Source organism: Sphingomonas parva (ex Maeng et al. 2020), assembly GCF_004564275.1.
Taxonomy (GTDB): Bacteria; Pseudomonadota; Alphaproteobacteria; order Sphingomonadales; family Sphingomonadaceae; genus Allosphingosinicella; species Allosphingosinicella parva.
Genome location: NZ_SPDV01000001.1, coordinates 13,029 through 34,105 on the forward strand (window position 1 = coordinate 13,029; position 21,077 = coordinate 34,105).

Below are 21,077 nucleotides of genomic sequence, written 5' to 3' on the forward strand. Positions count from 1 at the left end.
CCTTGTGCGGCACGAGCGTGGCGGCGCCGCATCGACCCCGATCCTGGCGGCGCGCGCTTCGGCCGCGCTGCAATGCCCACCGGGCGCGCCGGAAGCGCTTCCCCGTCGCGCGATCAGGCTCTAGAGGGACGGCACCCCTGTCGCCTTGAGGAGTCCACCCTTGAAGATCAGCTTCGCCGCTCAGCGCCCCACCGGCTCCTACACTCTCGCCATTCCCCTGTGGAGCGAGGACATGCTCGCCGATCGGCTGAGCGGGCTGGGAGATGGTGCGCGGGCCCTGGCCGCGGGCGCGGCACAGGCGCAGCGCTTCGAGCGCGAGGCCGCGAGCGTGGCCGAGCTGTTCGTCGAGGACAATGGCGGCGCACGCCGGCTGCTGCTCGTCGGGCTCGGCGGGAGCCGCAGCGACGATGCCCTGTTCGAGAAGGTGGGCGGCGCGCTCACCGCGCGCCTGCTCGCCTCGGGCGAGACGCGGCTGGTCGTCGATCTTTCCGGCCTCGGCATCGATGCGGCGGCAGCGGCGCGGCTCGCTTATGGCGCGTCCGCCCGGGCATGGCGCTACGACGTCTATCGCACCAAGCTGCCCCGCAAGCAGAAGCCGACCCTCGAGGAAGTGGTGATCGTCGGCGCCGGGGAAGGGGTAGAGGCCGCCTGGGAGCGGATGTCGGCTCTGCTCGCCGGCGTCGAGTTCACCCGCGAGCTGGTGACCGAGCCTGCCAACATCATCTTCCCGGTGAGCTTCGTCGAGCGCTGCCGCAGCCGTCTCGAGCCGCTCGGCGTGGAGTTCGAGGTCCTGGAGGAGGAGCAGATGCGCGCGCTCGGCATGCTCGCCCTGCTCGGCGTCGGACAGGGCTCGCAGCAGCCGTCGCGCCTGCTCGTCATGCGCTGGAACGGCGGCGCGGCCTCGGCCAAGCCCGTGGTCTTCGTCGGCAAGGGCATCACCTTCGATACCGGCGGCATCTCGATCAAGCCGGCCGCCGGCATGGAGGCGATGAAATGGGACATGGGCGGCGCCGGCGCCGTCGCCGGCGCGATGCTGGCGATCGCCGGCCGCAAGGCGAAGGCCAACGTCGTCGGCATCTGCGCGCTTGCCGAGAACATGCCGGACGGCACGGCGCAGCGCCCGGGCGACGTCGTGACTTCGATGTCGGGGCAGACGATCGAGGTGATCAACACCGACGCCGAGGGGCGCCTGGTCCTCTGTGACGCGATTACCTGGGCGCAGCGCAACATCCGGCCGGACGTGCTCGTCGATCTCGCGACCCTGACCGGCGCGATGATCATCTCGCTCGGTCATGAATATGCCGGCCTCTTCTCGAACGACGACGGCCTCGCCGCGCAACTCCAGGCCGCCGGGCAGGCGACCGGCGACCGGCTGTGGCGGATGCCGGTAGGCGAGAATTACGACAAGCTGATCGATTCGCCGATCGCCGACATCAAGAACGTCGGCCCGCGCGAGGGCGGCTCGATCACCGCCGCGACCTTCCTCCAGCGCTTCGTCGAACCGGGCGTGAAATGGGCGCATCTCGACGTCGCCGGGACGGTCTGGTCCGACAAGGCCGGCCACCTCCACGACAAGGGTGCGACCGGATACGGCGTCGCCCTGCTGGACCGCCTGATCGCCGACAATTTCGAGAGGTGATCGTCAACTTCTACCACCTCGCCCGCGCACCGCTTGAACGGGTGCTGCCCAGCATCTGCGAAAAGCTGCTCGGCAGCGGAGTGCGGGTGCTGGTGGTGGCGGGTGAGGACATGCTCGGCCGCCTGGACGAACAGCTCTGGACCTATGCGAAGGACAGCTTCCTGCCGCATGGCCGCGAGCGCGCCGCCACCCAGCCGGTGTTGCTGGCCTCGGAGCCGGCGGCCGCGAACGGCGCGCGCGCCATCGCTCTGGCGGACGGCGTCTGGCGGGAGGAAGCGCTCGGCTTCGAGCGCATCTACTACTTCTTCGACGAGGCCGGCCTCGACGAGGCGCGCGGCCTGTGGCGCCGGCTGAACGGCCTCAGCGAGATCGAGCCGCGCTATTGGAAGCAGGACGAAAACGGCCGCTGGGTGCAAGGACCCTAGCCCAAGGTGGCCTCGGACGGATTCAGCCTGAGGCGAGTCCTGGCCTCACGCTCTGGATAAAGAGCGGTTCATGCCATCGGCGGAAGCGGAGCGCTTCCACCTCGGCCGATCGCGCTCCAGCCGAGGCGCCGATGCGACCGGACGGTGCGGAGGCGCGACGTGGCGGCAGGCGCCGCCGGTCCGGGGTTGCTATTCGCGGGTTGAACTTACCACCTCAAGTCCTGCGAGTAACATCATGAGTAGCTTCCTTTTCGGCCGGCAGTCGGCCTCCTCCAGGACCAATGGCGCGGCGGCGACTGCTTCGTCCGCCGAGCGCGCGCCAGCGCTGCCGGAGTCGGTCCGCGCCGCCATCGAGGTGCAGTCGATCACCGCCTCGGCGATCTTCGCGATGCTCGTATCGAAGGGCGTGCTCTCGGCGACTGAAGCCGCCGACTATATGCGTGAGATCGGTGACGCCCTGCGCCGCGACGTCTCGGGTGCGGCGGGAGACCTCGCCGGCCGGACGCTCGGCGCCTATGGCGAGGCGCTGGCGGCGGCCGAGAGCTGACAGCCGCTGCCTTCGTTCAGGCGGGCAGCTCGAGCTTCCAGCCGCGGCCGCGCGCGTTGAGGATCAATTCGTCCTCGCAAAGGCCGCGCAGCTTGCGCCGGATGTTCGAGATGTAGACCTCGACGATCCGCGTCTCCGCCGGCGGCTCCTCGTCGCAATAGAGCGCGCGGAGCAGGGTCTCCTTGGCGACGAACGTGCCCGCCGCCTGGATCAGCGCCTTCAGCACGGTGAACTCTCCGTCGGTGAGCAACGCCGTCTCGGCGCCCATTCCGATCGTCCGATGGAAGGGGTCGAGGGTGAGCGCGCCGGCCCGGATCGGGTCGCGGTCGTCCTCGGCGCGCGGGGTGCCGGGTGCACCCGAGGCCCGGTGACGGCGCAGCGCGGCGCGGATGCGGGCGAGCAATTCTCCGGGCAGGAACGGCTTCGCGATATAGTCGTCCGCACCGAGATCGAGCAGCGCGATCTTGTCATGCTCGCCGCCGCGGCCGGAGACGACGATGATCGGCACGTCCGAGAGCCGCCGCAGCGAGAGAAGCACCTCTGTCCCGTCGAGATCCGGCAGCCCGAGATCGACCAGCACGGCGTCGAAGCGCTCACGCTCGAACAAGGCGATGGCCTCGCGGCCGCTTGCCGCCGATTCCTCGCTGAAGCCGCCGAAGGCGATGGCCGCGCGCAGGACGGACAGTAGGGCGGGGTCGTCTTCGACGAGGAGGATGCGGGCACTCATCGCGGCGGGACAGTAAGAGGAGGCGAGGGGCCGGGGCAAGGGCTTCGCGCACCGGCGGACCTTCGCGCTCTTTTGCCGAGCAGCCATAGATGGAACCCGGAGTCACCTTGAATGTTAGTCAATGTGATGAGCAGAAACATTGTTAAAGCGGATATTGCATAAATAAAAGTCTAGTTTAACTTTGATGAAGTAACCAGTAGCGTATGCGTTCCTCTGTCGCCGCTGGGATGGCGGCGCTGCGGCTGCACGGCGAACCTGGCGTTTTGACTGGCGCCGGCGCCGAACGATGGCGGGACGACGTGTTCCTTGCCGAAGCGCTGCGCCTGCCGGGCGCCGCTGCCTCGGCGGGCAGGCCCCGGCCGAGCCGCTCTGCTCACGCCTTTTGCCGGCCGCGAGGCGGGATGCTCATCGTCCGCCGCCGTCCGGTGCGCGGGTTCTTCCCCTGAGACAGGAGACGCAGGATGCGCTGGATGAATGATCTTTTGAAAAAGCCGATGATCGCCGAAGGCTATGCCGCGACGCTCGCCGGCTTCGATCTGAGGCACCCGGCCGTCAAGGCGACCGACGCCTTCTTCCCAGATGGCGTCGGAGACCTGAAGCCGGTGCCGGGTGACCATTTCCTGATCCTGACCAGCGACGAGGTCGCGGACGACACCTCGACGACCCGGACGGTCGAGGTCGACGGAGCCTCGGTCGTCTCCACGATCGATACGGTCGGCGATCAGGATTTCTTCCGGGTCGAACTGACCGCCGGTCACACCTACGACATCGGCCAGTATCTGGTGATGGGCGGTCCCAGCGGCGTGCCGCTCAACGATGCCTATGTCGAGCTCTACGGGCCGGACGGGCAGTTGATCACCCAGGCGGACGGCGGCGGGCCGGACACCCCCTCGGGTCTCGACGCCCTGCTGACGTTCACGCCCAAGACCAGCGGGACCTATTTCATCAATGCCCGGGCATTCGATCAGGAAGCGCTGAACGGCACGACCGGAGACGGCGTGGGCGACTATCAGCTGTTCGTCGACGACGTCACCGGGCGGCCGAGCTACATCCCCTATTACGACGTCGAGAGCCCGCTCCATTCGATCGACTGGGGCGCGCAGGTCGACAGAACCTCGCGTAACCCGGACGGCGAGGAAGGGCCGCGGATCACCGGCAACGACTTCACCGGAGTCGGCGGAAACCCGTTCGGCATCGAGGGCAAGAACGTCATCACCGTCTATTTCGCCAAGGCGGGCGACGTCTTCGTCAGCGAGGATCCAACCAGTCCCGGGACGACCGAGAACATGATCGCGATCGGCATGCAGGATTGGGAGAAGGCGGCCTTCTACAACGCCTTCGAGCTCTACTCGCAGGTCGCCGACCTCGTCTTCGTCGAGGTCGACAGCCGCGCCGAAGCCGATTTCAAGATCGTCACCTACAAGGGCACGCCGGGTGCAGGCGCCTCCCTGCTGGGCCGCATGAGCCCGCCGAACGAGCAGAATGAAGGGCAGGCGGAGTTCAACGCCGGCGATGTCCGCTGGACCCAGGAGGGGCTCCAGCCCGGCGGCTTCTACTTCCCGACCCTGTTGCACGAGCTTGGCCATGGCCTCGGAATGGCCCATCCGCACGATAACGGCGGGCGGTCGAGCATCATGCGCGGAGCCGACGGCGGCACCGCCGGCATCGGCGGCGGCCTCGGCGATTTCGACCTCAGCCAGCAGGTCCACACCGTGATGTCGTACAACGACGGCTGGGCGACCTCACCCTATGGCCAGGCACGATCCGGAGGTCTCACCGGCCTGGAGGTCGATCACTTCGGCTGGGTGGCTTCGCTCAGCCCGCTCGACATGGCGGTGATCCAGGACAAATATGGCGTCAACGAGGACACCCGCGTCGGCGACGACGTCTATTCGCTCAAGGACGTCAACGCCGCCGGCACCGCCTACACGGCGATCTGGGACTCGGGCGGCATCGACACGATCGCCTATGACGGCGCCCGTGACGCCTCGATCGATCTCCGGCCGGCGACGCTCCAATATGAGGAAGGGGGCGGCGGCCGCGTCTCTTACGCCTGGGGCATCTATGGCGGCTTCACCATCGCCAACGCGGTGACCATCGAGAACGCGCGCTCGGGGGCCGGCAACGACACGCTGACGGGCAACGACGCCGGGAACCTGCTCGACGGCGGCGCCGGCAACGACGTGCTGATCGGTGGCGCAGGTGCCGATCGGCTCGTCGGTGGCCTGGGGCAAGATCGCCTCGACGGGGGCGCGGGCGCGGACCTCTTCGTGTTCGCGGCAGGAGACAGCGCGGTCGGGCTGTCGCGAGACACGATCGTCGGCTTCGACCAGGGCAGCGACCGGATCGATCTTACCGGCGCGGGCGCCACGCAGTTCATCGGCGGCGCGCTCTTCTCCGGTGAGGCCGGACAGGTGCGCGCCGTCGTCACTGCCGGCTCCACGATCGTCGAGCTGGACGGCAACGGCGATGGACTCGCCGACTTCCAGCTCGAGCTCGACGGCGCCTTCAATCTCGAGCTCGGCGACTTCGCCGGTCTCGCCGACGCCAACGGCGCCAGCATGGCCGACGATGTCCTCGCCGGTACCGCCCTTGCAGACGTCCTCTTCGGCTACGGTGGGGACGATTCGATCAATGGCGGCGGCGGCAACGATCGCCTGATCGGCGGCGGCGGCGCCGACAGCATGAGCGGCGGCAGCGGGGCCGATCGCTTCGTCTACGAGGCCGCGTCGGACAGCGGCGTCGCGGCGAGCGACGTGATCACCGATTTTCGTTCGCGCAGCGACCAGATCGATCTCGGCGCGCTCGACGCAAATATCTCGACGGCCGCAGACGACGCGTTTGCGTTCATCGGCAAGTCGGCTTTCTCCGGATCTGCCGGAGAGCTGCGCTACCAATCGGGAACCTACGGGACGCTGATCCAGGCGGATCTCGACGGCGACGCCGTGGCCGATCTCCAGATCAGGCTGGACGACCGCATGTCGCTGGTGGTTGCGGACTTCGTCCTCTGAAGCCGCTGGCGGGGGGCGGTGCGGCCGCCCCCCGAAGCGTCACAGCGTCTTGAGGAATTCCAGCAGCGCCAGGCGTTCCTCCTCGCTCAGCCCGCCGACGTTATAGTCATGTCCGCGGTTCGAGTTTCCGTCGCCGCTGGCGGTGAAGGTGAAGCCGTTGCCGGCTGCGTCTGCGCCGGTGCGGTAGCCGACCTTCGCCGGGTCGAACTCGCGCGTCCCGACGTTGAAGCTCGCCGGCCGCTTCTCCGGCGGAAGCAGCAGATCATAGAGGGTCGGGACGGAGCCGTTGTGAAGGTAGGGCGCCGTCGCCCAGATGCCGTCGAGCGGACGCGCCTTGTAGGCGAAGAGGGGGTTCTTCGAGTTGAAGCATTGCTCGAGCCGGCCCGCCTTGCGCTCCGCCGGACTGACCTCGGTGCCCGCGCCGACGACCCGCGGCAGCTTCTCGGTGCCGATGAAGATGTCGGCCGCCGTGCTGAGGATCTGCTTCCACTTGCCCACCAGCGTGCCGATCACCGTGGTGCTCAGCATCGTCGCCAGCGGCTCGTTCTTCTCGAGCGGATCGCCCCGGAAGTAGTTTTCCGGCTGTCCCTCCAGCTTGCCCGTGTTGCTCGTGTAGCTGATCGCGTTGCAGGCCATCCACGGATCGGTGTTGTTGCGGTTCTCCTGCTTCTGGCTGTCGCGGGTGAGCGGGATCATGTGCACCTGGTAGATCGACGTGCCCGGAGCCTCGATCTGGTGACAACCCGCGCAGCCCTTGTTCTGGAAGAGCGCGCCGCCGGCCTTGATCCGGTCCTGGTTGAGGGCGCCGAGCGACTCGGGCCATTTCGGCGGCTCGAGCTTGCGCAGCACATTCTCGAGTCGGTCGAGGTTCGAAGCCTCGATGCTCGACGGGAAACCCATCTTGTTCGAGTTGGCGACGATGTCGACATCGCCGAAGACGCCGATCACCTCGCCAGTGTTGCGGCCGAGCGCGCCGTAATCGAGATAGCCTTTGCCGAGGTTCAGCCGCTTCGCCTCGACGATGCCGTTCCACTGCAGTTTGTTCTGCCGGAAGATGTTCCACAGAAACGGATAGCTGACCGGCGCATCCGCCGCATTGGGAGTAGCGCGTACCCGGGTGCCGTAGACGGCGAGCTGCGCGACCTTGTTGAAGATGTGCCCGAACGCGTCGAGGCGCCCGTAGCCGTAGCGCAGCGGCGTGTCGTTGAGCCGCGCATTGTCCTTGTACCAGGCGACGAGCGAGTCGAAGGAGGTCTTCAGCGCGGCGCGGTTCTGCGCATTGTCCTTTCCGGCCAGGACCTTCGCGGCGAAGCGGTCCCACTTCGCAGGGTCGTTCTGGGTGGAGGCCATGGCCGAGTCCACGCCTTCGATGAAGGCCTGGAAGTCGACCAGGCTCGGGCCGCCGTCGATCGTCATGGTCTGGCCCTGGTGGGTGATCTGCGCCGTGTGGCAGGCGGAGCAGTTCAGCCCGACCCAGCGTTCGTTGGCGGGCTGCCCCTGGTACCAGCGAAGCTTGCTGAAGGTGAGCTTGCTGTCGTCCTGCTGGTCGATCGCAAAGCCGATCGGCAGTTTCGCCACGGACTTCTCGAGCGGCACGAAGCGGTAGGTCGCGAGATGCTCGGGCGTGAAGAACAGCTGGTTGCCGCCGGCCTGCTCGAGCGCCTGGGCCCAGCTGAGCGGCATCAGCCGCGAGCCCTGCGTGCCCTGGTACCAGGACAGGCGCTGCTCCTCGCCCCAGCCCTGGGTGGATGCCTTGGCCGGAGGCGCCGTTTCCTCGTGCGGCCCGCTCCGGCAGGCGGCGACGGCGAGCACGAGCCCGGTCCCCAGAACGATCGATGCGGTACCGAGCCTGCTTCCTGCCGCCATGACAGCCCCCCTGCTGTTGCGCCTAACGTCGCCGCTCGTTGCAAGAAGCGGCCACGATGAGGGAAGACGTTAGCATGCCGGGCGCGGATCAGGAATGCCTCGCTTCTTCTTGCGTCCAAGTCATTGCCGCCGAAGTGGATTTATTCTTGTTGCGAGCTATTGCGCCGGGCGCGGCTTCAAAGCAGTCTCGGAGGCTCGCGCAGGGGAGCGAACGGGAGGGCACGATGGGGGTCGCCATTGCAGGACAGCAATTTCGCTGGCCGAACCGCACGATAGCCTATGTGATCGATCCCGACCTCGGCTGCGACGAGGAAGCGGCCGAGGCGATCGAGCATTGGCACAGCCATAGTTCGATCCGATTCGTGCCGCGCACGAACGAAACCGATTTCGTGCGCCTGGTGCGCCTGCCCGGCTTCGCGCTGTCGGACGTCGGCCGCCGCGGCGGCGAGCAGAAGGTCTCGCTGGGCGACAGCTGCTCCGCCGGCATCATCATTCACGAGCTCGGCCACGCCGTCGGCCTCTGGCACGAGCATTGCCGCGACGATCGCGATCAATGGGTCGAGGTCGACTGGACGAACATCGAGGATGGCTGCGAGGACAATTTCAAGCAAAGGTGGATCGATCAGGCCCCGGCGCAGACGGAGGACATCGGCGCCTATGACTATGGATCGATCATGCACTATCCGCCCGGCTGCTTCGCGATCGACGACCGCGACCCCACCCTGAAGCTGCTCAAGCCGGTGCCGGCGGGCGTCTCCGTCGGCCAGCGCGACGGCCTCAGCGCCGGCGATGTCGCCGCGGTGGAGCAGATGTACCAAGGCATCGCGCCGCCGATTGCCGGCTGAACCGGCGCCGGACGCTTCCCTCGCGGCGGAGGATTCGCGGCTCTCCGGCGACGCTTCCCGGCCGGCTGCCCACGTTTACTTGTTCTTCACCATGATCGCGCACGATATTGTCAGCATTGGCGAAGGGGGCCGATCATGGACGTTGCACTCGACGTGGGGACCTGGGATCGTCAGCCGAACTCGGTCCGCTCCCTGCTGAACTGGCTGCTCTGCTGGATCGTGCTGCCGAACCTCAGCTTCTGCCTGATATGGATCGTCGGCGGGCCGCCGCGCTCCTGGCCGGTGATCGTCACCGCCGTCGTCGGCATCCTGCTCCACCGTGCCCCGTTCCCGCTGAAATTCGCCGGCTTTCTCGGGGCCCTGACCTATTCGGTGCTCCAGTACATCAGCGGCATCTTCAATCTGAGCATCGCCTCGCTGGCCTTCTCGCTGAAGTTCGCGGCCGAGCTGTCGCCGTCGGCGTCGCCCGAATATGTCGCGGCACTGTTCGCGCTCGCCGGCACCCTCGTCGGCGCGTTCTTCGCCCTGCGGCGCTCGACCGTCCTCGCCAAGCCGACCTGGATCGTCGGGGTCGCCTGCCTCGCCTACACCTTCGGCGCGTTCGACGTGTACATGGCCCAGGGCAAGCGCGGGACCTACAAGCGCGTCCCCGAAGCCGGTGCCCCGTTCGATTCGGCCGCGCACGAGACCGGGCTGCTGCAGCTCGCCGACGGCCGCCGCCACGTCCTGGTGGTGATCGTCGAATCGTTCGGCCTGCCCGTCGACGCTCCGCTGCGCAACAAGCTGCTTTCCACCTTCGTCAGGCCGGAGCTGCGCGGCCGCTACGACGTCACGACCGGCGACACGCTCTTCTACGGCTCGACGACCAACGGCGAGGTGCGCGAGATGTGCGGCCGCTGGGGTGACTATCCGGCGCTGATGAACGCCAAGGATTCCGGCTGCCTGCCGGCGCAGCTCGCCGCCAAAGGCTATGAGACCCAGGCATGGCACAGCTTCGAAGGCTATATGTTCGATCGCACGGCCTGGTATCCGAACATCGGCTTTCAGCAGTCCCATTTCGCCACCGAGATCAGGCGCGGCGGCGCAAAGCCGTGCCCGGGCGTTTTCGCCGGCGTCTGCGACCGCGACGTTCCGGCGCAGATCGCCCGTACGCTCAAGTTCGCCAAGCAGCCGCAGTTCGCTTATTGGCTGACCGTCAACTCGCACCTGCCGGTGGTGGAATCGACCCAGCTCGAGACCGACAATTGCGTGCGGTACGACCCGGAGCTCAACCGCGATTTCCCGATGATCTGCCGGCAGCTCGCAATCTTCGACGAGATCGGGAAGGCGCTGTCGCGCCAGATCACCGCCCCGGATTTCCCGCCGACCGACATCCTGATCGTGGGGGATCATATTCCGCCCTTCTTCGATCGCCATCATCGCGAGCAGTTCGCCGGAGACCGCGTGCCCTGGATCCTGTTGAAGGCCCGTGCTCCCGCGGCGGGAGCCGGGCCGCCGCACGCCTGAGCCGGCTGCGGCAGGGAAGGGGCCGGCTCACCGCGTGCCGGCGTCTCCAGCCGGAGCGACCGGCTGCGGATGGTGCGGAACGAGCACAAGGGTGCGGCCCTCGACCCGCCAGGACTGCAGCTTCGACAGAAAGTTCATGCCGAGCACGTCGAAGCCGCCGAGCGCGGGCGAGATCACGACCTTCAGCCCGGACGCCTTGATGTTGCCGAGACGCAGCTCCTCCACGGTTCCAGTGCGCGCCTGCGCGAGGCCGTTGGCGGTGCGCAGCACGACCGGAACGACGGTCGAATCGCGGCCGATCGACGCGGCGGCGGCGGTCTCCTCGGAGACTGCGGTCACGGTTGCGCCGCTGTCGATCAGCATCCGCCGCTTGACCCCGTTGAGCGTCGCGTTCGCCCAGAAATGGCCGTCGGACGCCATCTTGATCCGCACCTCGGCCCCGACGACCTGCTGCTGGTCCAGCCCGAGCTTGCCGGCGATGCTGCCGAGCAGGGGCTGGTAGGGCGCCTGCTGGATCAGCAGGAAGATGCAGAAGGCGAGCAGGGTGAGCGAGAGCGCAAAGCGGATGATCCTGCCGACGAACGGAATTCTCTGCAGGAGGATGAGCGCGAGCGCCGCCAGCACCGCATAAACGGCGAGCTGTTGCCATTCTGGGATCACTGTCGGCATTTCGTCACGTCCCGCTCTCTCTGTCGGTTCAACCGCCGCCCGGCCCGATTCGATCCACGACCGGGGCGGCCGGTGGAAGCCCCTTCCACCGCGGCCGATCTGCCTCTAGAGAGCCGCGCAATTCCTTCCCACACTGACAGTATTGGAGCTTCACGGCCATGGCGACCGAACGCACTTTCTCGATCATCAAGCCCGATGCCACCCGGCGCAACCTGACCGGCGCGATCACCGCCAAGCTCGAGGAGGCCGGCCTGCGCGTCGTCGCTTCGAAGCGGATCCAGATGAGCCGCGAACAGGCCGAGGGCTTCTACGGCGTTCACCGCGAGCGGCCGTTCTTCAACGACCTGGTGACCTTCATGATCTCCGGCCCGGTCGTCGTGCAGGTCCTCGAGGGCGACAACGCCGTCGCCCGCAACCGCGAGGTGATGGGCGCGACCAACCCGGCCAATGCCGATGCCGGGACGATCCGCAAGGAATTCGCGGAATCGATCGAGGCAAACTCGGTCCACGGCTCCGACAGCCTGGAAAATGCGAAGATCGAGATCGACTTCTTCTTCAAGCCGGAAGAGATCGTCGGCTAAGGCCTGCTCGAGTAGCGATAGGAGAGACCCTCTCCCGCACCGGCGGGGGAGGGTCTTTTGATTCCTGCGCGGCAAAGCCCTAGCGGGGCGCGGCGCCTCTGAGCTCCGCGCAGAATTCGTCCAGCGCCTTCGGATAGAGCCGATGCTCCTCCTCGAGCACGCGCGCCGCGAGGGTCTCGGCGTCGTCCCGCTCGCGGATGCGGACGCGCGCCTGGGCGAGCACCGGGCCGTCGTCGAGCGCGTCGGTGACCAGATGGACCGAGCAGCCCGCCCACATGTCTCCCGCCGCCAGCGCGCGGGCGTGGGTGTCGAGCCCCTTGTAGAGCGGGAGCAGCGAGGGGTGGATGTTGAGGATCCGTCCTTCCCAGCCGCGGATGAACTCGGGCGAGAGCAGGCGCATGTAGCCGGCAAGGGCGACGACCTCGACGTCGTGGCGACGAAGCTCCGCGTCGATCAGCCGATCGAACTCGGCGCGCGCAATGTCCCTGTGGCTCCGGGCCCAGGTCTTGAGGCCCAAAGTGCGGGCGACCACCAGCCCCCGTGCCTCCGGCACGTTCGACGCGGCAAGGACGAGATCGTAGGCGCGGTCCTGGCGCCGCCGGTATTCGGACAAGGCGGCGAGATTGGTGCCGCGCCCGGAGAGCAGGACGCCGACGCGGATCCGTTGCCGCTCAGCCATGGCGCGACGCCGCCCGCTCAGCCCTGGTGCGTCGCGGTCCAGTCGGCGCGCGCCGACCAGCTGCCCTGCGAACCCGAGACGGTGCAGCCCTTGCCGCCGGCCGCGATCCGGCCGATCCGGTGGACCGTCTCGCCGGCCTCCGCCAGCGCGGCGGCGACGCCGGAGGCTTCCGCCTCGCGAACGATCACGGCCATGCCGATGCCGCAGTTGAAGGTTCGGGCCATTTCCTCCGGCTCGATATTTCCCTGGGCCTGAAGAAAGGCCATCAGCCGCGGCTGCGGCCAGGCGTCTGCATCGACGAAGGCGTGCAGCCCTTCCGGCAGCACGCGGGGAATGTTTTCCAGCAGGCCGCCCCCGGTGATATGCGCCAGTGCCGCCACCCGCCCGGCGCGGACCAGCGGCAGCAAAGCGCGCACGTAGATCCGGGTCGGAGCGAGCAGCGCGTCGATCAGCAGCAGGTCCTGATCGAACAGGGCCGGCCGGTCGAGCTTCCAGCCCTTATCCGAGGCGAGGCGCCGGACGAGCGAGAATCCGTTCGAATGCACGCCCGAGGAGGCGAGGCCGAGAATGACGTCGCCCTCCTCGACGCGGTTGGCGGTCAGGGCCTCGTCGCGCTCGACGGCGCCGACACAGAAACCGGCAAGATCATAGTCTCCGGGCGCATACATGCCCGGCATTTCCGCGGTTTCGCCGCCGATCAGCGCGCAGCCCGCCTCGCGGCAGCCGTCGGCGATCGATGCGATCACCCGCCCGGCGACGCCGCTCTCCAGCTTCCCGGTTGCGAAATAGTCGAGGAAGAAGAGTGGCTCCGCTCCCTGCACGATCAGATCGTTGACGCACATCGCGACCAGATCGACGCCCACTCCATCGTGGCGTCCGCTGTCGATTGCCAGCTTGAGCTTGGTGCCGACTCCGTCGTTGGCGGCGACCAGCAACGGATCCCGGTAACCGGCCGCCTTCAGGTCGAAAAAGCCGCCGAAGCCGCCCAGCGATGCATCGGCGCCGGGACGCGCGGTTGCCTTGGCCAGCGGCGCGATCGCCTTCACCAGCGCATTGCCCGCCGCGATCGAGACTCCGGCCTTGGCGTACGTATAGCTTTCCTGTTCGCTCATGGCTGCGCCCTAGACGGTGATCGGGCGGAGGGAAAGCGCCCAGCGCGAACCCCGGTCGGCGCGCGGCACGAGCCGCTCTTCACGCCGGAGGGCGACGCCTTGCCCACATCGCGCTTGGATTTCGGCGCCATAGTCGCCAAAAGGCGGGCGTGAAGCGTCTCCCTCGTCTCCCCCTGATCCTCGGCCTTTCCGCGGCGCTCGGCGTCGGCGGCGCCGTCTACGCCCAGCTCGAAGGTGCCGACCGCGGCGTGCCGCCGATCGACAGCGCCTCCACCTTCGAGGTGACGAACGTCGAGATCGACGTCTCGGCGCCGAGCGCCGACAAGGCACGGGAGGAAGGCTGGCGCCAGGCCCAGGCCAAGGCGTGGCGCGCGCTCTGGGCGAGCACCAACAAGCGCCCGCAATCGGAAGCGCCCGCTCTGCCCGAATCGGTCCTGAACGGAATGGTCTCGGGGATCGTCATCGAGCAGGAGCAGATCGGCCCGAAACGCTACATCGCGACTTTGGGCGTGCTGTTCGATCGCGCGCGCACCGGTCAGCTGCTCGGAGTCAGCGGCCCCGTCCAGCGCTCGGCACCGCTGCTCGTCGTTCCGGTGATGCTGACCGGATCTTCGTTCCAAAGCTTCGAATCGCGCAACGAATGGCAGAAGGCCTGGGCGCGCTTCCGCACCGGTAACAGCCCCGTCGACTACGTCCGGCCGACCGGCGCGGGCATCGATCCACTGCTGCTCAACGTCGCGCAGACGCGGCGGCCCGGCCGTGGCTGGTGGCGCCTGCTGCTCGATCAATATGGCGCCGCCGACGTCATCGTTCCCGAGGTCCATCTGCACAGGCTCTATCCGGGCGGTCCGGCGACGGCGACCTTCACCGCCCGCCAAGGGCCGGACAACCGGATCCTCGGCCGCGTGACCCTGAAGGCGACCGGAGGCGCGACGATCGCGCGGCTGCTCGACGAGGGCGTCCGGCGCCTCGACCAGATCTACACCCAGGCGCTCGCGGCCGGCGCCCTGAGCCCCGATCCATCGCTGATCGTCCCCGAGCCGCCGCCGATCGAGGAATTCGTGCCGGAGACGCCGCTGGCGCCGGAACGGCCGACGCCGACGACTCCGCTCCCCGGCGGCGAAACCACCCCGGTTCCGACCGGCGCCGTCACCAGCTTCAGCATCCAGGTCCCCACGCCGGATGCAGGGGCGGTGAGCCGTGCGGAGCTGTCGGTCAGCCGAATCCGCGGCGTCACCTCCGCGCTGACGACCAGCCTGGCGCTGGGCGGCACATCGGTGATGCGCGTCACCTTCGCCGGGGACAGCGACGCTTTCCGCCAGGCGCTGGAGGCGCAGGGCTGGCAGGTCTCCGGCTCCGGCTCGAGCCTCAGAATCTCCCGCGGGGGAGGGGACTGAGGTGGGCCAGATCGCGCTGCCGTTCGATTGGCCGGTGGCGGACAAGGACGAGGATTTCCTGCTTTCAGACGCCAATCGGACGGCCATCGAGCACCTCAAGCGTTGGACGGTCTGGCCGGTCGCAGCGACGCTGATTACCGGGCCCCGCAAATCGGGGCGAAGCCTCCTCGCCGGGATCTTCGCCCGCAAGACCGGAGGACGGCTGTTCGACAATGCCGAACGGCATGACGAGGAGGCGCTGTTCCACGCCTGGAACCAGGCCCAGGAGACTCGGCGGCCGCTGCTGATGGTCGCGGATGCACCGCCGCCGGCGTGGGAGATAAGGCTGCCCGATCTGCGCTCGCGTCTCGCGGCGACACCGCAGATCGCGATCGGTCCGCCCGACGACGACCTGATAACCAATTTGATCCTAAAACTACTGGGGGACAGGGGCATTGCCGCCCCGCCAGAAGTGGCCGAATTCATCGTGCCCCGGATCGAAAGAAGCTATGTCGCCGTTCAACAGGTCGTGGATGCACTCGATCGGGCCCTTCTCTCCGGCCATGGCCGAATGACCGTGCCGCTGGCACGCCGGGCGCTGTCCGACGCCGGCCTCATTCGCCGCGCCCGGGGCGCCTGATGGACGGCCCCGCCACATCCGCCGGCGCGGCCGCCGAGCCGTCGGTCCCGGAACCCGCGCTGACGCTCGCGCCGCAGGACCGCTTCTTCAACCGGGAGCTGAGCTGGCTGGCGTTCAATCGCCGGGTGCTCGAGGAGGCGTGCAACCCCGCCCACCCGCTGCTCGAGCGGCTCCGGTTCCTGTCCATCTCGGGTAACAATCTCGACGAATTCTTCATGGTGCGGGTGGCGGGCCTCAAGGGCCAGCAGCTGCTCGGCGTCGAGGAGCCGTCCGCCGACGGACTGACGCCGGCGCAGCAGCTCGAGGCCATCGCCGTCGCCGCGGACGGGCTGACCCGCAACCAGCAGCAGGTATGGCGTCAGCTCCGCAGCGACCTCGCCGAGGCGGGCGTGACCGTGATCCGCAGCGCCGAGATCGACGATGCCGAAGGCGAATGGATCGATCGCCATTTTCGCGAGCAGATCTTTCCGATCCTGACGCCGCAGGCGATCGACCCTGCCCATCCGTTCCCCTTCATCCCCAACAAGGGCTTCTCGCTGATCTTCGATCTGAAGCGCCTGTCCGACGGCGAATCGATCCACGAGCTGCTGATGGTCCCGCCGACGGTATCGCGCTTCGTGCGGCTGCCGGGGAAGAGCGCCCGCTACGTGGCCATCGAGACCCTGATCCGGCGCCACATCGCGACCCTGTTTCCTGGCTACGAGCTGCTCGGCGGCGGTGCGTTCCGCATCATCCGCGACAGCGACATAGAGGTCGAGGAAGAGGCCGAGGATCTCGTCCGCTTCTTCCGCAGCGCGATCAAGCGCCGCCGCCGCGGCCGCGTCGTGCGCCTGGCATTCGAGGCGGACATGCCGGAGGACCTGAAGACGCTGGTCAGCGCCGGGCTCGATGCGAAGGATGCCCTGGTCTATTCGTCGAGCGGCTTCCTCGGCATCGCGGATCTCGACACGCTGGTCGAGGAGGATCGCGCGGACCTCAAGTTCCGGCCGTTCGATCCGCGCTTCCCGGAGCGGATCCGCGAGCATGGCGGCGATTGCTTCGCCGCGATCCGCAGCAAGGACATCGTCGTCCACCATCCGTACGAGAGTTTCGAGGTGGTGGTCGAGTTCCTGAAACAGGCCGCCGCCGACCCCGACGTCGTGGCGATCAAGCAGACGCTCTACCGGGCCGGCAAGCAGTCCGCGATCATCCGCGCGCTGATCGACGCCGCCGAAGCCGGCAAGTCGGTCACCGCGGTGGTGGAACTGAAGGCACGTTTCGACGAGGAGCAGAACCTGCTTTGGGCCAATGCGCTGGAGCGCGCCGGCGTGCAGGTCGTCTACGGCTTCATCGACTGGAAGACCCACGCCAAGGTTTCGATGGTGATCCGCCGCGAGGAGAAGGGCTACCGGACCTACTGCCATTTCGGCACCGGCAACTACCATCCGGTCTCGGCGCGGGTGTACACCGATCTGAGCTTCTTCACGGCGGATCCGCGGGTCGGCCGGGACGTCAGCCAGCTGTTCAACTACATCACCGGCTATGTCGAGCCGCAGGGGCTGGAGCTGGTGACCATGTCGCCCCATGGCCTGCGCGAGGAGCTCACCGCATTGATCGACCGCGAGATCGAGCACGTGCGGCACGGCCGTCCCGGCGCGATCTGGGCGAAGATGAACTCGCTGGTCGATCCGGCGATCATCGACCGGCTCTACGCCGCGAGCAGCGCCGGGGTCGACATCGAGCTCGTGGTCCGCGGCATCTGCTGTCTGAGGCCAGGCGTGGCCGGCCTTTCCGAGCATATCCGGGTGAAGTCGATCGTCGGCCGCTTCCTCGAGCACAGCCGGATCTGGTGCTTCGGCAATGGCGAGGAGCTGCCGAGCAAGAAGGCTCTGGTCTATATCAGCTCGGCCGACTGGATGCCGCGCAACTTCGACCGCCGCGTCGAGTACATGCTCCGGGTCGAGAACCCGACGGTCCATGCCCAGGTCGTCGACCAGGTCCTGGTCGCCAATCTGATCGACAACGAGCAGAGCTGGCGTCTCCATCCCGACGGCCGCTACGAGCGGCTCTCCCCGGACGGCGAGCCGCCGTTCAACCTGCACGATTACTTCATGACCAATCCGTCCCTGTCCGGCCGCGGCGCGGCCCTGCGCAGCGGCGCCGTGCCGAAGCTCCGCCTGCGTCGCGCTCACTGAGGAATCCAGGAACAGTGCCCCACACCGAACCGGTCGCGATCGTCGACATCGGCTCGAACTCGGTTCGTCTCGTCGTCTATTCGGGATCGCCGCGGATCCCCTCGATCATCTTCAACGAAAAGGTGCTGGCCGGCCTCGGCGCCAGCCTCGCCAAGACCGGACGGCTCGGGGAGGAGGCGCAGGAGCGGGCGCTTGAGGCGATGCGTCGCTTCCGCCTCCTGATCGGCCAGATGGACGTGAAGCGCACCCGGGTCGTCGCCACTGCGGCCGCGCGCGACGCCGAGAACGGCGATGCCTTTCTCGACCGCATCCGCGCGCTCGGCTTCGATCCGGAGGTGATCTCGGGCGAGATGGAGGGCATCCTGGCCGGGGAAGGCGTGCTGTCCGGCATCCCCGAGGCCGAGGGGGTGATCGGCGATCTCGGCGGCGGCAGCCTCGAGCTGGCCGAGGTCGGCGGCGGCAAGGTCGGCCGCAGCGTCTCGCTTCCGCTCGGCGTGCTGCGAATCGGGGAGCCGAACAGGAAGGCGGAGGCGCGGGTCCGCGCCACGCTACGCGAGGCGCTGGAGGACACCGGCCTCGGCGCGCGCGGCAGAGGGAGGCCCTTCTACATGGTCGGCGGTTCCTGGCGCGCGCTCGCCCGCCTCGACCTGATCGCGACCAATTATCCTCTGGCCATCACCCACCAATATCGGATGGCGCCGTCGCGGCCCGAGGAGCTGCGGAAGATGATCCGGCTGCTTGACAAGGCGGATCCGCGCAGCATCCCGACGTTGACCGCGTCGCGCATTCCAACCCTGCCGGCGGCCAAGCTGATCCTCTCTTCGGTGGCCGACGAGCTGGAGCCGAGCGAGCTCGTCGTCTCGAGCTTCGGCATCCGCGAAGGCCTGCTCTACCATCAGCTCACCGAGGAGGAGCGAAAGCTCGATCCTCTCGTCGAGGCGGCGCGCGACGCCGGGCGGGGGCTGAGCCGCTTCGGCGAGCATGGCGATCTGCTCGATCGCTGGATCGCGCCGATCTTCGACGATCCGCCCGAGCGGGCTCGGCTTCGCCTCACCGCCTGCCTGCTGGCGGACGTGGCCTGGCAGGCGCACCCGGATTTCCGGGCCGAGCGGGGACTCGAGATGGCGCTGCACGGCAATTGGGTCGGCGTCGATGCGCCGGAGCGCGTGATGATCGCGCAGGCGCTCTGGGCCAATTTCGGCGGCGGCCGCAGCCTGCCCGACAAGGCCGTCGCCGCGCTGTGCACCGAGGCGGAGCTCGAACGCGCCGCGCTCTGGGGCCTGGCGATGCGTCTCGGCCAGCGGCTGAGCGGCGGCCTCGCGGCGGCGCTCGAGCGTAGCCGCCTCGGCTGCGCCGACGGCACGCTGACCTTGTGCCTGCGCGCGGGGGAGGAGGCGCTCTACGGCGAGACGGTGGACCGCCGCTTCCGCCGCCTCGGCTCCGCCCTGGGGTGCAGGACCCGCGTCTCCACCCTCTGAAGTCGCTCGGGCCGGGGGGCTGAACGGGGCCGAGGCACGCCTCGTCGCTGCGGACGTGGCAGCGTCCGCGCTCTGTCTTAAGATCGTCCTATACAGGGGAGAGTGCGAACCAACCGAAGGGTGACGATCGTGATGACCGCCGACACCGAGACTGCCTTCCTGCTTCGGCGCGCCGAGGAAGAGGCGGTGCAGGCAATTCGGACGGAGACCACCCCGGCCGCGGCTGCCCATTATCACCTCGCGCTTCTCTACAGTGAACGCGCCCGCGTCGCGCTCGCCAACCTGCCGCGCAGCTACGCCGCCCGGTGATCCCCGGCGGGCGAAGGCCTCCGGCACCGCCGGCCGCGGCTGCGCGGCGCTGATCGCCGCCGTCTCCGCGATCCTGATCGTGCCGGCCTTGCCGAGGGCAATGGTGGCGCCGCTCGTTATCGAGACGGGCTCGGCGTTCGGCTGGATCGCCGTCTACCTGCTGTTCTTCAGTCCGTTGCTGCTGCTCGTCGCCGCGATCGCGGGTCTGTTCGCCTGGCGCCGCTACAACCGGACGCGGCTTGCAATCGCGCTGATCTTCTTCCTGCCTGCAGTAGTCGTTCTTGCCGGAACGCTCAGCCTCTGACCTCTCGGCCCACGGGGCGGATCGGTTCTGGAGGCGGCACGTTCCGTGCGCAGGGCGCGCGGCCCGGACCAAGACCGAGGGGAGCAGGAAATGGAGCAGGGCAGCGGGTTCGCGGCAGGTCTGGCGCAGATGATGGAGCCGGTCGCCAAGGGCCTCGAACTGTTCGGAGTGGTCGTAATCGTCCTCTCGGTCGTGCTGGCGACGGTGCGGTTTGCGATCGACCTGCGCGGCACCACTCGCAAGACCGCTTATGATTCCTACCGCGCCAATCTCGGCCGCGGCATCCTGCTCGGCCTGGAGCTGCTGGTCGGCGCCGACATCATCGCCACTGTGACGGCGCCGCTTACCTGGGAGAGCGTGGGCCTGCTCGGGCTCATCGTGCTGATCCGCACCTTCCTCAGCTTCTCGCTGGAGACCGAGATCGAGGGCGTCGTGCCCTGGCGGCGGCGTGCCGTGGGCGAGCGCGAAGCGCGCTGACCTGCAAGCCGGGCGGCGGAGCCGCACGGATCTAGCGTAGCGGGGGCGCGGTGGACGCGGCCTTTTCGACCGGCTGGAACAGAGTGATCGAGACGATTCGAAGATGCGCCATGCGCTGGTCCGGCGGCACCAGCATCTCGAGCTGCGACAGGCGGCCGGGAAGCAGTCGGCAGGCCTGTGCGTCGAGCTGCGGGCCGATCGGCCCGACATGCACCGGCAACGGCCGCGTCACCTCATAGGTCACGACGCGGTCGACCAGCGGTTTCCATTTCTCCTTCACCGCCAGGCCCAGGCGCAAATCTTCGACGTGGAGGATGTCGTCGAACGTGCCGAAACCGCCGGGACGCGTCGGCGGCTGGTAGGCTCCGAGCACCATCTTGAAGCGCGTGCCGACGGGCAGCTCCTGCTGCGTCGGCACGAACCAATCCGGCCAGGGAGACGGAGAGTCCGAAGTGAGGCGCTGGAAAGCGATCTGCGCCTCTTCGTCCGAATGATAGCGCCAGCGGTTCGCCTGTCTCCACTGACGACCCGGCGGCGAATTCCACGAAGGCCACCCGGCGCAGGACGGCATGGCGGGCGCCGACGACTGCGCGGCCGAGGCGGCCGACGTCGTGACCAGCCACCACGCCAGGATGATCGTCGCCGTTCTCATCGCAAGCTCTCCCCCAAAGAGTGACGCCGGCGAGGATAAGCGAGAAGCGCGTCGGGCGCA

At 68.1% G+C, this 21,077-nt stretch carries 20 protein-coding genes; 14 read left to right on the forward strand and 6 right to left on the reverse strand.

Annotated elements, in window-relative coordinates; all coding sequences use genetic code 11:
• Window positions 1–160: 160 nt before the first annotated feature.
• The 3 genes from E2493_RS00065 to E2493_RS00075 all read left to right on the forward strand — a co-directional run bounded on the left by E2493_RS00065 (window position 161) and on the right by E2493_RS00075 (window position 2,611).
• Window positions 161–1,639, forward strand: coding sequence for a leucyl aminopeptidase (locus E2493_RS00065; protein WP_135082463.1), 1,479 nt, complete (start codon window positions 161–163; stop codon window positions 1,637–1,639).
• On the forward strand, window positions 1,636–2,064 hold the full coding sequence (locus E2493_RS00070; protein ID WP_135082465.1) for a DNA polymerase III subunit chi: 429 nt from the start codon (window positions 1,636–1,638) through the stop codon (window positions 2,062–2,064). The genes E2493_RS00065 and E2493_RS00070 overlap by 4 nt, the downstream gene beginning before the upstream one ends.
• Before the next feature lie 235 nt (window positions 2,065–2,299).
• The gene (locus E2493_RS00075) at window positions 2,300–2,611 is read left to right on the forward strand and encodes a hypothetical protein (RefSeq protein ID WP_135082467.1); all 312 of its coding nucleotides are present in this window, start codon (window positions 2,300–2,302) and stop codon (window positions 2,609–2,611) included.
• A gap of 16 nt (window positions 2,612–2,627) precedes the next feature.
• Here the strand turns inward: E2493_RS00075 and E2493_RS00080 are convergent, their stop codons facing one another.
• Entirely contained in the window at window positions 2,628–3,338 is a 711-nt protein-coding gene (locus E2493_RS00080) for a response regulator transcription factor (protein WP_167737305.1), read from the reverse strand.
• A gap of 470 nt (window positions 3,339–3,808) precedes the next feature.
• On the opposite strand from E2493_RS00080, the gene E2493_RS00085 reads away from it, so the two are divergent.
• A complete protein-coding gene (locus tag E2493_RS00085) occupies window positions 3,809–6,349 on the forward strand; it encodes a M10 family metallopeptidase C-terminal domain-containing protein (protein WP_167737306.1) in 2,541 nt (846 codons plus the stop codon).
• A 39-nt stretch (window positions 6,350–6,388) separates the two neighbouring features.
• Here the strand turns inward: E2493_RS00085 and E2493_RS00090 are convergent, their stop codons facing one another.
• Window positions 6,389–8,215, reverse strand: coding sequence for a di-heme-cytochrome C peroxidase (locus E2493_RS00090; protein WP_135082473.1), 1,827 nt, complete (start codon window positions 8,213–8,215; stop codon window positions 6,389–6,391).
• 224 nt (window positions 8,216–8,439) lie between these two features.
• Between E2493_RS00090 and E2493_RS00095 the strand changes: the two genes are divergently transcribed.
• Both E2493_RS00095 and E2493_RS00100 read left to right on the forward strand, forming a co-directional pair.
• The gene (locus tag E2493_RS00095) at window positions 8,440–9,060 is read left to right on the forward strand and encodes a M12 family metallopeptidase (protein ID WP_167737307.1); all 621 of its coding nucleotides are present in this window, start codon (window positions 8,440–8,442) and stop codon (window positions 9,058–9,060) included.
• A gap of 135 nt (window positions 9,061–9,195) precedes the next feature.
• Window positions 9,196–10,566: a sulfatase-like hydrolase/transferase gene (locus E2493_RS00100; RefSeq protein WP_135082476.1), complete on the forward strand. Its 1,371-nt coding sequence runs from the start codon at window positions 9,196–9,198 to the stop codon at window positions 10,564–10,566.
• Between the two features lie 27 nt (window positions 10,567–10,593).
• On the opposite strand, the gene E2493_RS00105 is transcribed toward E2493_RS00100, so the two are convergent.
• On the reverse strand, window positions 10,594–11,235 hold the full coding sequence (locus E2493_RS00105) for a retropepsin-like aspartic protease family protein (RefSeq protein ID WP_135082478.1): 642 nt from the start codon (window positions 11,233–11,235) through the stop codon (window positions 10,594–10,596).
• A gap of 158 nt (window positions 11,236–11,393) precedes the next feature.
• Between E2493_RS00105 and ndk the strand changes: the two genes are divergently transcribed.
• Window positions 11,394–11,816 carry a nucleoside-diphosphate kinase gene (ndk, locus tag E2493_RS00110; protein WP_135082480.1) on the forward strand — a complete coding sequence of 141 codons (423 nt, stop codon included), beginning with the start codon at window positions 11,394–11,396 and terminating at the stop codon, window positions 11,814–11,816.
• Between the two features lie 79 nt (window positions 11,817–11,895).
• Here the strand turns inward: ndk and purN are convergent, their stop codons facing one another.
• A complete protein-coding gene (gene purN / locus E2493_RS00115) occupies window positions 11,896–12,495 on the reverse strand; it encodes a phosphoribosylglycinamide formyltransferase (RefSeq protein ID WP_135082483.1) in 600 nt (199 codons plus the stop codon).
• Window positions 12,496–12,512: 17 nt separating this feature from the next.
• Complete coding sequence (purM, locus tag E2493_RS00120; RefSeq protein WP_135082485.1) at window positions 12,513–13,607, reverse strand: phosphoribosylformylglycinamidine cyclo-ligase; 1,095 nt, start codon at window positions 13,605–13,607, stop codon at window positions 12,513–12,515.
• Between the two features lie 149 nt (window positions 13,608–13,756).
• Here purM and E2493_RS00125 point away from each other — a divergent pair, with 149 nt between their 5' ends.
• The 7 genes from E2493_RS00125 (at window position 13,757) to E2493_RS00155 (ending at window position 20,365) form a co-directional block, all read left to right on the forward strand.
• Window positions 13,757–15,004, forward strand: a complete 1,248-nt coding sequence (locus E2493_RS00125; RefSeq protein ID WP_225421043.1) for a heavy-metal-associated domain-containing protein — start codon at window positions 13,757–13,759, stop codon at window positions 15,002–15,004.
• A gap of 1 nt (window position 15,005) precedes the next feature.
• Window positions 15,006–15,623, forward strand: coding sequence for an HdaA/DnaA family protein (locus tag E2493_RS00130; protein ID WP_135082490.1), 618 nt, complete (start codon window positions 15,006–15,008; stop codon window positions 15,621–15,623).
• Window positions 15,623–17,797 (forward strand): RNA degradosome polyphosphate kinase, encoded by a 2,175-nt coding sequence (locus E2493_RS00135; RefSeq protein ID WP_135082492.1) that lies wholly within the window; start codon window positions 15,623–15,625, stop codon window positions 17,795–17,797. Before E2493_RS00130 ends, E2493_RS00135 begins: the two co-directional genes overlap by 1 nt.
• A gap of 14 nt (window positions 17,798–17,811) precedes the next feature.
• Window positions 17,812–19,275 carry a Ppx/GppA family phosphatase gene (locus E2493_RS00140; RefSeq protein WP_225421044.1) on the forward strand — a complete coding sequence of 488 codons (1,464 nt, stop codon included), beginning with the start codon at window positions 17,812–17,814 and terminating at the stop codon, window positions 19,273–19,275.
• A 102-nt stretch (window positions 19,276–19,377) separates the two neighbouring features.
• A complete protein-coding gene (locus tag E2493_RS00145) occupies window positions 19,378–19,584 on the forward strand; it encodes a hypothetical protein (protein ID WP_135082494.1) in 207 nt (68 codons plus the stop codon).
• On the forward strand, window positions 19,529–19,888 hold the full coding sequence (locus E2493_RS21640; RefSeq protein WP_135082496.1) for a hypothetical protein: 360 nt from the start codon (window positions 19,529–19,531) through the stop codon (window positions 19,886–19,888). Before E2493_RS00145 ends, E2493_RS21640 begins: the two co-directional genes overlap by 56 nt.
• A gap of 90 nt (window positions 19,889–19,978) precedes the next feature.
• Window positions 19,979–20,365: a DUF1622 domain-containing protein gene (locus tag E2493_RS00155; RefSeq protein ID WP_135082498.1), complete on the forward strand. Its 387-nt coding sequence runs from the start codon at window positions 19,979–19,981 to the stop codon at window positions 20,363–20,365.
• Between the two features lie 31 nt (window positions 20,366–20,396).
• On the opposite strand, the gene E2493_RS00160 is transcribed toward E2493_RS00155, so the two are convergent.
• A complete protein-coding gene (locus tag E2493_RS00160) occupies window positions 20,397–21,017 on the reverse strand; it encodes a hypothetical protein (protein WP_135082500.1) in 621 nt (206 codons plus the stop codon).
• Window positions 21,018–21,077: the final 60 nt, after the last annotated feature.